A 13,309-nucleotide genomic window follows, 5' to 3' on the forward strand; every position below is an offset into this window, starting at 1 on the left:
CTTGAATGTATTTCCGTAACGCGCCAACTTGTTCTCTCTTTATCGCCCCCAGATTCCAATTTTATCCAGGCGACAACCATTGTGACGCGGGGGGGAAATGGACGATCCCCATGATCTTCAGCGTTTCCTCGATGCACAAGAGCCAGTCTACGACCAGGTATGCGATGAACTGAGGCACGGACGCAAGCGAAGCCACTGGATGTGGTTCGTGTTTCCTCAAATCGAGGGGCTCGGAACCAGCGCAATGGCTCGGCGATTCGCGCTTTCCTCGCTGGCCGAAGCGCAAGCCTATCTGCGCCACCCGATACTCGGCCCACGGCTGCGCGAAACGACGCACCTGGTCAACGTCGTCAGCGACCGGTCCATCGAGGAAATCTTCGGGTATCCGGATGACCTGAAGTTTCGCTCGTCGGTCACCTTGTTCGCGCACGCCACGAACGACAACGAGGTATTTATCGAAGCTTTGCGCAAGTATTTCGGCGGAGAAGCCGATCCGCGGACCCTCCAGCTCCTCTAGACCATTTTGGTAGCGGTCCTGCGCACGCGGGGCGCAGCGGACTGCGCAATTCCGCTCCCGGTGCGGTGCGTGGTCACTGCCCGCTCACATCGGCTGCACGGGATCGAAAGAGCAGCAGGTGATCCGTGCCGGATTCGGACAGCCAGACCTCGCCCGGACGACCCATCATCTGACGCACGTTCGCGTGGTCACGCGGCAGCGGCAACACGTCGAACCGCTCGGCACGCGGATCGAAGCGCACTAGCGCATTAGCGCTCCATTCGCTGAGCCAGACGATGTCCTGGTCATCGACGAATATTGCATACACGTGCGGATCGTTGCCGGGCAGTCGCCATTCGCGCCAGTGGTGCGTGCCAGGATCGTACACGCCGACTTTTCCGGCGTTCCACTCGCTGACCCAGATGCGCCCCCTGGAATCGGCCCAGACGCGGCGCGCGCCCTGATTCGGCGTTGGTGGCTCGATGACTTGTGCCGCGCCCGTCGTCGGGTCGATGCGGCCAACGTAGTTTCCCGCCAGCGAAGCGAAATACAGATCCCCGGAGCGGGTCACGCAGATACCGTAGGGCCCGGCGCCGCGTGGGGCATCAAAGACGCGCATGCGCGATCGCTGCGGATCGAGTTCGCCGTAGATACCACTTTGCCCCGTAAACCACAGATGCCCCTGTTTGTCGAACACGGCGGTATTCAGATTGGCGTCCGGCCGGTCCTTGGGTAGCGGAAAACGCGTAACGGCGAGCGTCTTCGAATCGATACGCACGATCGCGTTCTGGCCGCCGTCAGTGACCCACGCCGCACGATCGGGGCCGACGATCACGCCATGTGGCGCCGATCCGGCGCCGAGCGCGATCGTGTCGGTTTTGCCGCTGCGCGGGTCCAGCCGCCCGACCGCTCCCCGCGCCTGCGCGGTGTACCACACGGTGCCGTCATGCGCCGGTGCGACGTCATGCGGTGCGCTGCCGGCCGGGACGGCGAAGCTCTCGAACGACGGCGGCTGTGCTTGAGCCTGCGCGAGGCCAAGGTTGTCTATGATGATCGCGCAAGTAATGGCGTAAAGAGCCAGGGCAATCGCAGACCGGGCAGTCGAATGCGGGGCAAGCGTCGGAAAATGTTTGAAGTCCAAGCGGGCAAATTCCGTCATCGCACGAAGTCGCTCGAGCGCCGCATGCCCCGGATGGATCGCGAACATCCACCAAAGAAGCCCCACAAGTAACAGCAGAGGAATCAGCATGGGCGGTCTCCATTGCTGCTTGTGCCAGCTAACGTATCACGAATGCCACTTGCCAAGGTCAACCCGACGTTTCAATGCTTGGCGGCGCTACGCGTACGCCTTCAGCCGATCTCGACCACCGTCTTCCCTGCCTGCCGACGCTCCTCTAGCGCGGCTTGCGCTCCCTCGACGTTGTCGAGCCAGGCACTGAATTCAGTTTCCCCAAATAGAGGGTTTACCCTGGGAAACCTGACTGAAAGCTATTTGAAATGAATCGGGCGTTCGTTAGAATGGCTCCTGTGCTGAGACTAGTCCGAAAGAAACCATCAGCGCCTCGCTGCACCGGAGGCAACCGCACTCGGCTGACAACCTCACATCGCTTTGGCAGGCTGTCGCCACTATTCAGTAGACCTCAATTGAACGGAGAGTAAAACATGAGCCGCCTTACCAACCGAATCGCCACAACGCTCGTCGTGCTCGGCCTGATGACTTCCGGCGCTGCGATTGCCCAGCAGCCGGCCACGGCGGCACCCCAAGTCGCACAGACTGCTTCTGTACCGGCGACTACCCACAGTGATCCAATCGTTCAGAAGCGAAACGAGATTCGCGAGGCCAACCGTGAACAACGTGCCCGGACCGCGGAAGCCAGAAAGGCGTTCAGGGCCGAAGCTCGCGAATCCCGGCAAGAACGCAACCAGTCGGTAAGCGAGTCCCGCGACCGCGCACGCGCCGCTTTGGCTGAATCGGCACAACCTGGCACGACTCAGGCCGGCGCGGCGCATACCACCCAATGAGTTATCGACGCTACGGGGTTTGTCCAGGAAGAGCGGGGACTGGTCCTCAGCGGCGAAGAATCCAATCGTCGATGGTCAGTCAGCACCCGGCCCTTCCTACCAGCGGAGCCCTCGCATGTGCGAGTGGCTCCGCATTTTTTTATATCCGGTTTGTAGCAACGCGAGCATAGTCAGCACGTCGTCGTCCGAATCAGGCGTCCTGCCAGAGGCTGGGTCGGCTTCACTTCTAACAGGATCCCGCCAACTCGAAGGCGATCCGTCACTTCGCTCAAAACCTGAACTGTGCGACGCAGTCAACGAGGTTTGCAGCCTGTTGCCTCAAGCTCTCCGCCGCCGCCGCGCTTTCCTCGACGAGCGCTGCGTTTTGCTGCGTGGTTTCGTCCATCCGATTGACCGCTTCACCGACTTGCCCCATGCCGACGCTCTGCTGCGCACCCGCGTTGCTGATTTCCACCACGAGAATACTCAGGCGCTGAATCGCATCCACGACCTGCGACATCGTTGCGCCCGCGTGGTCGACGAGTGCGCTGCCATGATCGACGCGCTCCACGCTTGCGGTAATCGACTCCCGAATTTCGTGAGCGGCTTGCGCGCTGCGTTTCGCGAGCGAGCGCACCTCGGCCGCGACGACAGCGAATCCTCTGCCCTGTTCCCCGGCACGCGCTGCCTCGATTGCCGCGTTCAACGCGAGAATGTTGGTCTGCGCCGCGATGTCATTGATGATGCCGATGATCTCGCCAATCTTGCGCGAGCTCTCGTTGATCCCCCTCATCGTCTCGACGACCGCGCCGACAACGTTCCTGCCTGCACCGCGATCGACGAAGCGCCAGTCGCGAGCTCGCTGGCTTCGAACGCATTGGCGGCATTCTGCTTCACGGTCGCGCTTAGTTCTCCATCGACGCGGCGCTTTCCTGAAGTGCGGTTGCCTGCTCCTCGGTACGCTGACTCAGATCCGCGTTGGAGTTTGCGGGTAATGGAACCACACCAGGGTAAATACAGATTCGATCGCTTAAAAAGCTTTATAGAATGGCTAATATTAGCAAGGAGCAATAATGCTTGCTATAGATTAATAAAAGATATCCCGCAGAACCCGGAGACGCCATGCAGATCAACTACCAATCGATGCGGTTCGACTACGAGCGAGCCGCCGACCACGATGCCGGTGCACCGCTCACCTATCCGGTGGTGGTGATCGGCGCTGGCCCGGTCGGGTTGTCAGCGGCCATCGATCTGGCCCAGCAGGGCGTTCGCACCGTACTGCTCGACAATGACGACACGCTGTCGAGCGGTTCGCGCGCAATCTGTTTTGCGAAGCGGACGCTGGAAATTTTCGATCGGCTCGGCTGCGGCAAGCAGATGGTCGACACAGGCGTGAGCTGGAACGTCGGCAAGGTGTTCCTGCAGGATGAACTGATCTATACGTTCAACCTGCTGCCCGAGACAGGCCACGCGCGCCCAGCATTCATCAATCTGCAGCAGTACTACGTCGAGGGCTATCTGGCAGACGAGGCGAAGCGAACCGCGAATCTGCAGATGCGCTGGAAAAGCAATGTGATCGGTGTGACCCAGCAAGACGACCATGTCGTGTTGCGGGTCGAAACGCCCGACGGCATTTATCCGATGCGCGCGCAATACGTGGTCGCCGCCGACGGCGCGCGCAGCGCGGTGCGCAAGGCGCTCGGTCTCGACAGTCATGGTCGCACCTTCAAGGACCGCTTCCTGATCGCGGATGTGAAAATGAAGGCGCCGTTTCCGACCGAACGCTGGTTCTGGTTCGATCCGCCCTTCCATCGCAATCAATCCGTACTGCTGCACAGGCAGCCCGACAACGTCTGGCGCATCGATTTCCAGCTCGGCTGGGACGCCGATCCGGTCGCCGAAAAACAGCCTGAAAAAGTGATTCCGCGCGTGAAAGCGCTGCTCGGCGACGATGCCGAGTTCGAGCTCGAATGGGTCAGCGTCTACACGTTTTCGTGTTTGCGGATGGACAGTTTCCGGCATGGCCGCGTGCTGTTCGCGGGCGATTCGGCGCATGGCGTGTCGCCGTTCGGCGCGCGCGGCGCGAATAGCGGCGTGCAGGATGCCGACAATCTCGCCTGGAAGCTGCGGCTCGTCGTCAACGGCGACGCGCCGCCGGCGCTGCTCGATACCTATGCATCCGAGCGCGAGTATGCGGCGGACGAAAACATCCTGAACTCATCGCGCGCCACCGACTTCATCACGCCGAAAAGCGCGGTTTCGCGGATGTTCCGCGATGCCACGCTTAAGCTCGCGAAAGAGTGTCCGTTCGCGCGGCGCATCGTCAACAGCGGCCGTCTGTCGGTGCCGGCGGTTCTGCGCGACTCGCCCCTGAACACGCCCGACGCCGACGCGTTCACCAGTGCGATGGTGCCCGGCGCGGCCAGCACCGATGCGCCGGTCAAGCTCGCTGGCGAAGACGCCTGGTTCCTGAATCAAACCGGACATGGCGGCTTTACGGGTGTGCAATTCTGCGGCCAGGGAGACGACCTGACGAAATGCGCCGAACAGCTTCGCGCGCTCGCATGCCTCGCGGTGCCGGTTCACTCGTTGATCGTCGTACCGCGTGGCGCGGCCGTGACCGCTCTTCCGGAGATGCCTCACGTCACGGTGATCGAGGACGTCGAAGGCATCGTCACGCATCGCTTCGATGCGCGGCCCGGCACCTTTTATCTGCTGCGTCCGGACCAGCACGTCTGCGCGCGCTGGCGCGCCCTCGACACCGCCTCGGTCGCCAAGGCCGTGGATCGCGCAACCTGCAACGGATCACCATCATGACCAAGCTGAACATCGAAACGAATATGACCGATCCCGATGCGTTCTATGAAAAGCTCATCGACGCGCACAATGGACTGACCGACGAGCAAAGCCATTTCATGAACGCAAAGCTCGTGCTGCTGCTCGCGAACCACATCGGCGATGCCGACGTGCTGCTCGAAGCGCTGGCGCTGGCGCGCGCGGATTGACGACCCAGGCTCAGCGCCCGATCCAGCCGAACCGCCACGACAGCCGTCGTGTCATGGCGAGCAGCTTCTGCGCGGTCGTGCCGTGCGTGCTGAAGTCAAAGCCGCCCGACGGACCGATCACCGCGACCACCAGACTGACACTGCCCGTATGATCGAACACGGGCGCGGCCAACGCGCCGATGCCCGGCACCGGCGCATCGAGTGCGTCATCGATGCCGTCGCTCACGACCTTCGCGCGACGTGCCAGATAGGCCGGGGCCAACGACGGCGGGCTCTTTTTCGGCGCCACGAGCACTTCCGCAAGCGGCGCGCCCGCGAGTCTGATCGATTCCTGCGACAACAGCCCGACTAATACGTCGTCCGCAAGATGCGCGGCGAACACGCGCCCTATCGCCGTGTTGACGAGCGACATCACGGTGCCCACGCGCAGGCTCACGTGTTGTGGTCTCGCCGATTCTTCGAAGCGGATCACCGTAGGACCCAAAGGTCCAAGAATCGCCACCGCGACGCTCATGCCGGACTCCGCCGCAAGCGTGACGATCTCCGGTTCGGCATCGCGAATCGGCGACATGCGCTGCAACGCGATCAGGCCGAGCTCCATGCCGAGCGGTCCCGCACTGAAAAGACCGGCGTCGTCGCGGCTCAGCAAGCCGACCTTGAGCAGACTCACCAGATGCGGAAACGCCTTGGCGGCGGGCATATCGGCGGCCGCGGCCAGATCGCGCAACGACAGGGGACGGCCGGCGGCAACGAGTGCCAGCAGGAGTTCGCCTGTGTTGTCGAGCGCGCTGATTCCGCGCTGAGCTTTCGTGTCGTTGAGTTGGGGCGTGTTCGCGTCGGACGCGTCCGGAGTTTCGATCTGCATGATTCTCAGCTGGGTGTGACCAGCGCTTCGGTGATACGTCGGGAAGTTTCGAGCAACTGACGCGCGACCACACCATCCCACGCGACTTCGATCGAACCCGACGAGCCGATCGCCGTCAACGCGAGTTGCATCCGTTGATCGCCATCGAACACCGGCACGCTCAGACTGCTGATGCCCGGACTCGGCGCATCGATTCCTCGCTCGATGCCGCGCGCGCGGATCTCATCGAAGCGTTTGCGCCACTCCGTGCTAGTCGGCCCTTTGGCGGCGCGGCCGCGCGCCGGCGTCGGGTCCGCCGAATGCGCCTGGCTTCGCGCCATTTGCGCGACCTGCTCGGGCGCGCAGAACGCGCAGAATACGCGGCCCGTCGATGTCGCTTCGAGCGACATCACCGTGCCGATGTGCAGATTGACATGCAGCGGCGCACCGCTGCGCTCGTATCGGACGATGGTCGGGCCCTGCACGCCCGCCACGCAGATCGCCACGCTAAGACCGATCCGCTCGGCGAGCGAAGCCGCGTGGGCAGCCGCGATGCGACAGACCGGCTGCTGTTCGACATGCATGAGGCCCAGCCGCAACGACAGCGGCCCCGGCTCGTAGTTGCCGGTCAGCGCATCGCGCTTGACGAGGCCGAGGCGCGTCAGGCTCACGAGATAGGTATGCGCCTGCGCCGACGACAGTTGCGCCTCGCCTGCCAGTTCGGTCAGCCCGAGCGGTTCGCGCTGTCGCGCCAGCGCCTGCAGCAGACGTCCGCCGACCTCGACGCTCTGAATCCCCCGCTGTTTCTTTTCGCTTGTCGTATCAGCCATCGTGTTGTCCGCCCTTGACCCGAAGGAGATTCGGCCCGTTCGGTGTCGCCCGTGGAAGGCCTAGATGGTATCCGATCGGACCGTGCCGACCAACCAACGGAGTTTACCCTAACTTAGTGAATGACAAGGTATTTTGTCATTGACAAATATTAGCGTGACGACGACTATTAGTCATCCCCCAACGAGTCGTGAGACGGAGACAGACATGGCGAAGGCTTTCGCATCCCAGGCCGACCTGGAAGAGAAGAAGATCACGTGGACCCAATTGTCGGAAAACGCGTATGCCTACACGGCCGAAGGCGACCCCAACTCGGGCGTGATCATCGGCGACGACGGCGTGCTGATCGTCGACACCACCGCCACGCCGGCCATGGCGCAAGACCTGATCGCGAAGATCCGCAGCGTCACCGACAAACCGATCAAATACGTCGTCCTGTCGCACTATCACGCGGTGCGTGTGCTGGGTGCGTCGGCGTACTTCAAGGAAGGGGCGCAGCAGGTGATCGCCAGCCGCGGCACCTACGAAATGATCGTCGAGCGCGGCGAAGCCGATATGAAGTCGGAGATCGAACGCTTCCCGCGTCTTTTTGCAGGCGTCGAAACGGTGCCCGGTCTGACGTGGCCGACGTTGGTTTTCGAAAAGGAAATGACGCTCTTTCTCGGCAAGCTCGAAGTGCGCATCGCGCATCTCGGCGCGGGCCACACGAAGGGCGACACGGTCGTCTGGCTGCCGTCGCAGAAGGTGCTGTTCTCCGGCGATCTGGTCGAGTACGACGCGGCCTGCTACTGCGGCGACGCGCAACTCGAACAATGGCCGGCAACGCTCGAAGCATTGCGCGCGCTGAACGCGGAGAAGCTGGTGCCGGGTCGCGGCCCCGCGCTGCTGTCGCCGGCGGAAGTGAACAAGGGCCTCGACTACACGAAAGACTTCGTCACCACGCTGTTGCAGGCGGGCCGTGACGCATTCAAGGACCAGCTCGACCTGAAGGGCGCGATGGCGCTCACGCGCAAGGCCATGGACCCGAAGTTCGGCAACGTCTTCATCTACGAGCATTGCCTGCCGTTCGACGTGTCGCGAGCTTACGACGAAGCAAGCGGCATCAGCCATCCGCGCATCTGGACCGCGCAGCGCGACAAGGAAATGTGGGACGCGCTGCAGAATTGATCGCGCCGCGCACTCGGGAAAGGCCGTTCGGTCTTTCCTCTTTTCCGTTCAAACCATGAAGGCGCGCTAGACGCCTCGGGCGCGCTCGTCTTCGCACAGGCGCGCTCCGCACCTGGAGCGAGACATGCAGCATTCCCTCGATGGCAACGCCATTGGCCACGCCGCGCCCATCGCGAGCGACGATTCGATGTTCAGGAAGGTCGCGTGGCGCATCGTGCCGTTTCTGTTTCTTTGCTATGTCGTGTCGTTTCTGGACCGGATCAACATCGGCTTCGCGCAATTGCAGATGAAGCATGATCTCGGCTTCAGCGACGCGATGTACGGACTCGGCGCAGCCGTGTTCTACGTCGGCTACGTGCTGTGCGAGGTGCCGAGCAACATCCTGTTGGCCAAATACGGCGCGCGTAAAACCTTCATGCGGATCATGCTGCTGTGGGGCATCGCGTCGATGTGCATGATGTTCGTGTCGAAGCCCGCGCACTTTTACGTTCTGCGCTTTATGCTGGGCGTTTTCGAGGCGGGCTTTTTCCCGGGCATCGTGCTGTATCTGACGTATTGGTTTCCCGCCAGCCGGCGCGCCGCCGTGATCTCGGTGTTTTTCGCGGGCGTGGCGGTCGCGGGCGTGCTCGGCGGACTTTTCTCCGGCTGGATCATGCGCGACATGAGCGGCGTGCTGAACCTGTTCGGATGGCAGTGGATGTTTGCGATCGAAGGCGCACCCGCTGTGATTCTCGGATTGCTCTCGTGGCGCTATCTGGTCGACAAGCCGCACGAGGCAAGCTGGCTCACGCAGGACGAAAAAGAGCGACTCGTCGCGCTTTGCGCGCAAGGCCAGTCGAAAGACCACGGGCATGACAGTCGCAGCTTCGCCGCCGCGTTGCTCAATCCGCGCGTCTATCTGTTCGCGTTCATCTATTTTTCGCTGACCTGTGCGTCGCTGACGCTCAATTTCTGGATGCCATTGATGATCCGCGATTTTGGGGTTCAGGATGTCGTGGCGGTGAGTCTTTATACCGTGGTGCCGAATGCGATCGGTGCGGTGGGTCTGATTCTGATTGCGCGCCGCTCGGATCGAACTGGGGAACGGCGTAAGCATTTTGCTTTCTGCACGGTGGGCGGGGGTCTCGCGCTCGCGGCGCTTACGCTGCATCTGAGCAGCTTTCCTGCGATGCTGGCTATCTTGTCGCTCGCTGCCGTGTTGATTTTCGCGGCGCTGCCGATCTTTTGGGCGGTGCCTACCAGCTATCTGTCCGGGAAAGCGGCTGCGTCGGGGATCGCGTTTATTAGCAGTATTGGGATTACGAGCGGGATCGTCAGTCCGTGGGTGATCGGTCAGATTCGCACGACGACGGGGAGTATGGATCTTGCCGTGTATCTGCTTGCGAGTCTGCTTGTGGTTAGTGGGGTCGCTTTGATGGCCGGCGTTAAGGGGAGCGTGATGCGACGGTGATGTCGCCTATGCCGAGTTGTGGTGGTGCCCCTTGCCTGCGTAATCTGCCTTTAAATGGCCCCGCCGAAGCGGGGCTGCAATTTCACGCTCTACCAATTTGCCATATCAAGCAAATCCTTTAAAAACTGATTTTGCGCTTTGCGAAGATTGTAGATGCACTCCTCTCGCAAAGCTGAAAACATCGATCCATCGTGTTCCGTTTTCCACTTTGCCCCGGCATTACGTGGTAATTCGCAGTACCTCACGGATTGCCCACCTACAAGGGCACTATATCCACGCTGCTGGAATGAGGCAGTGCCCTGATGCGAACTGCATTCTTGAAGAGCGCAAACCCTTATAGAACGACGCTCTCCGGCCTGTCAACACGACCAATGGTAATTTTTGTCCAGACGCGTGCTTTTACGCCGCGGCGGACGAATCGCACGACGCTCGCACATGCTTCAGAAGGGATTCGCCGGAAGACTGGAACCGCTCGCCAAGACTGCACCTAGGCAACTTCAGCGGGCGCGCAATGCGCGCCCGCCTGTGCCACGTCAGAGCAAAGCATCCATTGCCCCAAAAACTGCTACAAATATCCGGCTTCGCGCAGCAATTTCATAAGTAACGCATCCAAATCTTCGTCGCATAAACCCTGGCTCTTACCCGGGCCTTTCCAATGCCACACGAGTTGCTGCGCCTCACTCGACAGGTCGATAAACTCGTCACTCAACAACTCCCCAAGCCGAATGTTCCCTATAGACGGGTCACATGCGATTACCTGTCTAAAAGTTTCGCTCGGCGACTTCCCTTTCAAAATATCTTCTAGCATCATTTCATCGACCAAAAATTACGGTTGTCGCAGAATACCCAACATTGGGAACGCCTACGTTGGTGAAGCCATATCGGGCAGCGATACGCCCAGTCCACGTGTTCGCCGCCGCTCTCTCTGGGCTCATCCCAAGACTCAGGTTCGACGCATATTGGGCCGCATTGACGCTGTCGGTCCCATTAATCCACACACCCCGAATGGCATTTACCTGAACTCCTTCACGTTCAAGTCTTTGCATCGCACTGGCAAACATATCGGTCCCGGATTCATTCGAGAATGAGCTTCCACCACGAGCCGATCGGATGTCGAAGCCGAGGGTCCCCTGTTTATCCACGTTAACGATTAGGCCGTGGACTCCCTCGGGATCACCGAATTGCAGCGTCACGCTTCCGTTTCTGTTTGCACGGAACACAAAGTCATCTGCGACATTCACCCTTGGAATGGGAGCCCCAAGAGCGCCGCTTTCCGGCACAACATATGTTCGAAGGCCCGATGTCGTGCGCTCGATCAATTTGTCGAGTTGCGGACCAAATGCCTCGCCCGCCGACCTCAAGACCGCCTGGCCCTCCTGCCTTGCAAGCGTTACCGCTCCGCTTTCGAATGCGCCAACGCCGAGCGTACCGGCGTTAATCACCAGGTCTTCCTTTGTCCGCTGCAGTTGCCCCGGGCTACGCATCTCGCCAGTGACCGGATTCAGGCCGAATTGGGAGAACAGTGCAGCAACGTCGCCAGCCTTTTCAGCAGCACTATATGCAAGCCCAAGGATAGCACCGCCCGGCGTATCCGCCACGCTCGGATCAGACAGCCGGTCGCGCATGCTCAGCGGCAACGCACGAATTTCACCAGCCTCTTCGCGCGACCCAACACCCGTAACCAGAACGTTCAGTTCGCCCCATCCCGGTCGGACATCGGCCGGGTTCGCCGCTTGCAACTGCATCTCTGCGATACGTTCGATGCGTGCCTGCTGCGTGTTGAACGCAGCACCACCATATGGACTCGGCGTACTGCCCACGTAGCCGCCTGTTGCACTGGCTGCACCAGTCGATGCCACCTGTCCCTGCAACGCCAGGCTCCAGCCCGCCATCCCCGCAAACTGATCGCCAGCGCTGACGTTATAGCTCTGTTGCGTCGCCTGTCGAACGAGATCATCGTCGTTGCCAGCGACACCGTACAGACTGCTCATGCGGCCGTTGCCGGCCGTGGCGGTTTTCGCCACACTGGCAGCCTGCACGTTGTCCACGACCAGATTGCCAACCGTCGATGCCAGTGCGTCTGCTGTTATGGCGCCGACATTGCGCCCAAGGCTCCCACCGCGCACGATTGTACTAGCCGCACCTGCAGCAACCCCCGCGCTCACGCCCGTCACAAATCGACCGCTGTCGGACTGCATATCGAAGCCAAAGTCCGCCCCGACGCTACGCACCGCGGCGCCCACGCCATACGCGACTCCCGACGCGATCGCAGAAGCAGCTACCCCCTTCCAGTCGAGGCTGTGCTGTGCGCCAGTCAGCACGCCAATACCCTGCGTAGTTACCGACCGGATTGCTCCTTACGCGGCGGCACCGGCAAACTGGCTGGCGGTACTTCCGCCGAACGCGCTACCGACCGCCGAGCCAACTCCCGTTACGCCAAGAACGCTCGAGCCGACCGCTGCGCCGACAGCGCCCATCGCCACCCCCTTCCAGTTGAAGCCGCTCTGCTCGCCAGCCGCGATCATGACGCCCTGGGCCGCTGCCGCGCCTACGGCACCGCCGATCACAGACGCCGCTACCGCAGTACCGAAGCCCATCGCCGCACCGCCGCCTACCAGCGCGGCGGCGCCCGCAGTCATCGCGCCACTCACGGTCAAGCTCGACAGCGTCCCGGCCAGCGCCATCGATGCCGCCCCTGCAGTGAACACCGTTGCCACCGCCGCAACCACGACGGCAATGATCGCCGCCACCGGACCACATCCCCCATCCTTGCTCGGCGGCGGCGGCGGATCCGGCAACGTCGGCTGCGTATTGCCGATCGCCTTGCCCGGGTCATACGGCTTGAACGTCGTCGCCGTATTGTGCACGTTCGTGACCTGGTTGGGCACCGTCAGCATCTGCCCGGCCTTCAGCACGTCATCGCCCTTCAGCCCGTTCGCGTCCGCCAGGATGTACCACAGCGTCGCATCCCCCCACAGCGACGACGCGATCGACTGCAGCGTATCCCCATCGCGCACCGTCCAGGTACCCGGGCTCACGCCCGGATACACCCCGTTGATCGCCATGAAGTTCTCGTCGAAGTCCGCGCTGCCCACCGGCGTGAACACCTTGTACTGACTCTCGCTGCCCTTCGCGAGCTTGCCCGCCAGCTCCTGCACGTAGTCGACCGTCTCGACCCCGTCGTTGCCCTGGTTGCCCACCCGGTTGCCGTTCAGGTAGTAGTAGTTGTGCTTGCGATCGCCCGTCGCGCCCCGGATCGTGCCGTCGTCCGCCACCGTCACGCCCACCAGTTCGTCGCGCCGCTGCACCTGGCCGCGCAGATCCGTGTAGTACGTGAACGCGCGTGCCCTGCCCGCCTGGCCGCCACCATCGTCGTAGGTGGCCTTCAGGTTGCCGTTGACGTCGTAGTTGAAATAGCTCGAGGCCGGTCTCCAGCCCGGCGCGTCCGGGTTGCTCCCCTGCGCCAGGATCTGGCTCTGTTTCGCGCTGTCCCACCATTCGTACGAATAGGTGGATGT

11 protein-coding genes and 1 pseudogene are annotated in these 13,309 nt (G+C 61.8%); 6 read left to right on the top strand and 6 right to left on the bottom strand.

Annotated elements, in window-relative coordinates:
• Positions 1 to 97 precede the first annotated feature (97 nt).
• The gene (locus HDG39_RS33845) at positions 98 to 517 is read left to right on the top strand and encodes a DUF1810 domain-containing protein (protein WP_184012547.1); all 420 of its coding nucleotides are present in this window, start codon (positions 98 to 100) and stop codon (positions 515 to 517) included.
• A gap of 73 nt (positions 518 to 590) precedes the next feature.
• Here HDG39_RS33845 and HDG39_RS33850 read toward each other — a convergent pair whose 3' ends face one another.
• On the bottom strand, positions 591 to 1,745 hold the full coding sequence (locus HDG39_RS33850) for a Vgb family protein (protein ID WP_184012549.1): 1,155 nt from the start codon (positions 1,743 to 1,745) through the stop codon (positions 591 to 593).
• A gap of 413 nt (positions 1,746 to 2,158) precedes the next feature.
• On the opposite strand from HDG39_RS33850, the gene HDG39_RS33855 reads away from it, so the two are divergent.
• A complete protein-coding gene (locus HDG39_RS33855) occupies positions 2,159 to 2,518 on the top strand; it encodes a hypothetical protein (RefSeq protein ID WP_184012551.1) in 360 nt (119 codons plus the stop codon).
• A gap of 268 nt (positions 2,519 to 2,786) precedes the next feature.
• On the opposite strand, the pseudogene HDG39_RS33860 reads toward HDG39_RS33855, so the two are convergent.
• Positions 2,787 to 3,486 (bottom strand): annotated as a pseudogene (locus HDG39_RS33860) (methyl-accepting chemotaxis protein); the annotation flags it as partial.
• 133 nt (positions 3,487 to 3,619) lie between these two features.
• On the opposite strand from HDG39_RS33860, the gene HDG39_RS33865 reads away from it, so the two are divergent.
• Positions 3,620 to 5,314 (top strand): FAD-dependent oxidoreductase, encoded by a 1,695-nt coding sequence (locus tag HDG39_RS33865; protein WP_184012555.1) that lies wholly within the window; start codon positions 3,620 to 3,622, stop codon positions 5,312 to 5,314.
• Entirely contained in the window at positions 5,311 to 5,502 is a 192-nt protein-coding gene (locus HDG39_RS33870) for a DUF2783 domain-containing protein (protein ID WP_018422160.1), read from the top strand. The genes HDG39_RS33865 and HDG39_RS33870 overlap by 4 nt, the downstream gene beginning before the upstream one ends.
• A gap of 10 nt (positions 5,503 to 5,512) precedes the next feature.
• Here the strand turns inward: HDG39_RS33870 and HDG39_RS33875 are convergent, their stop codons facing one another.
• Both HDG39_RS33875 and HDG39_RS33880 read right to left on the bottom strand, forming a co-directional pair.
• Positions 5,513 to 6,367: an IclR family transcriptional regulator gene (locus tag HDG39_RS33875; RefSeq protein WP_184012557.1), complete on the bottom strand. Its 855-nt coding sequence runs from the start codon at positions 6,365 to 6,367 to the stop codon at positions 5,513 to 5,515.
• 5 nt (positions 6,368 to 6,372) lie between these two features.
• Positions 6,373 to 7,176 (bottom strand): IclR family transcriptional regulator, encoded by an 804-nt coding sequence (locus HDG39_RS33880; RefSeq protein WP_184012559.1) that lies wholly within the window; start codon positions 7,174 to 7,176, stop codon positions 6,373 to 6,375.
• A gap of 205 nt (positions 7,177 to 7,381) precedes the next feature.
• Between HDG39_RS33880 and HDG39_RS33885 the strand changes: the two genes are divergently transcribed.
• Complete coding sequence (locus tag HDG39_RS33885; RefSeq protein ID WP_184012561.1) at positions 7,382 to 8,341, top strand: MBL fold metallo-hydrolase; 960 nt, start codon at positions 7,382 to 7,384, stop codon at positions 8,339 to 8,341.
• A 124-nt stretch (positions 8,342 to 8,465) separates the two neighbouring features.
• On the top strand, positions 8,466 to 9,791 hold the full coding sequence (locus tag HDG39_RS33890) for an MFS transporter (protein WP_184012563.1): 1,326 nt from the start codon (positions 8,466 to 8,468) through the stop codon (positions 9,789 to 9,791).
• A gap of 812 nt (positions 9,792 to 10,603) precedes the next feature.
• Here the strand turns inward: HDG39_RS33890 and HDG39_RS33895 are convergent.
• Together HDG39_RS33895 and HDG39_RS33900 are read right to left on the bottom strand one after the other, a co-directional pair.
• Positions 10,604 to 12,112, bottom strand: coding sequence for a hypothetical protein (locus HDG39_RS33895; RefSeq protein WP_184012565.1), 1,509 nt, complete (start codon positions 12,110 to 12,112; stop codon positions 10,604 to 10,606).
• 36 nt (positions 12,113 to 12,148) lie between these two features.
• A partial coding sequence (locus HDG39_RS33900) for a LysM peptidoglycan-binding domain-containing protein (protein WP_184012567.1) occupies positions 12,149 to 13,309 on the bottom strand: 1,161 nt, incomplete at its 5' end.

Source organism: Paraburkholderia lebeckiae (genome assembly GCF_014201005.1).
Classification (GTDB): domain Bacteria; phylum Pseudomonadota; class Gammaproteobacteria; order Burkholderiales; family Burkholderiaceae; genus Paraburkholderia; species Paraburkholderia tuberum.

Excerpts from the sequence above, each read along its gene's own strand:
- HDG39_RS33875 (WP_184012557.1), bottom strand. The coding sequence starts at position 6,367 with ATGCAGATCGAAACTCCGGACGCGTCCGACGCGAACACGCCCCAACTC.
- HDG39_RS33865 (WP_184012555.1), top strand. The coding sequence starts at position 3,620 with ATGCAGATCAACTACCAATCGATGCGGTTCGACTACGAGCGAGCCGCC.
- HDG39_RS33855 (WP_184012551.1), top strand. The coding sequence starts at position 2,159 with ATGAGCCGCCTTACCAACCGAATCGCCACAACGCTCGTCGTGCTCGGC.
- HDG39_RS33880 (WP_184012559.1), bottom strand. The coding sequence starts at position 7,176 with ATGGCTGATACGACAAGCGAAAAGAAACAGCGGGGGATTCAGAGCGTC.
- HDG39_RS33850 (WP_184012549.1), bottom strand. The coding sequence starts at position 1,745 with ATGCTGATTCCTCTGCTGTTACTTGTGGGGCTTCTTTGGTGGATGTTC.
- HDG39_RS33845 (WP_184012547.1), top strand. The coding sequence starts at position 98 with ATGGACGATCCCCATGATCTTCAGCGTTTCCTCGATGCACAAGAGCCA.
- HDG39_RS33890 (WP_184012563.1), top strand. The coding sequence starts at position 8,466 with ATGCAGCATTCCCTCGATGGCAACGCCATTGGCCACGCCGCGCCCATC.
- HDG39_RS33885 (WP_184012561.1), top strand. The coding sequence starts at position 7,382 with ATGGCGAAGGCTTTCGCATCCCAGGCCGACCTGGAAGAGAAGAAGATC.
- HDG39_RS33870 (WP_018422160.1), top strand. The coding sequence starts at position 5,311 with ATGACCAAGCTGAACATCGAAACGAATATGACCGATCCCGATGCGTTC.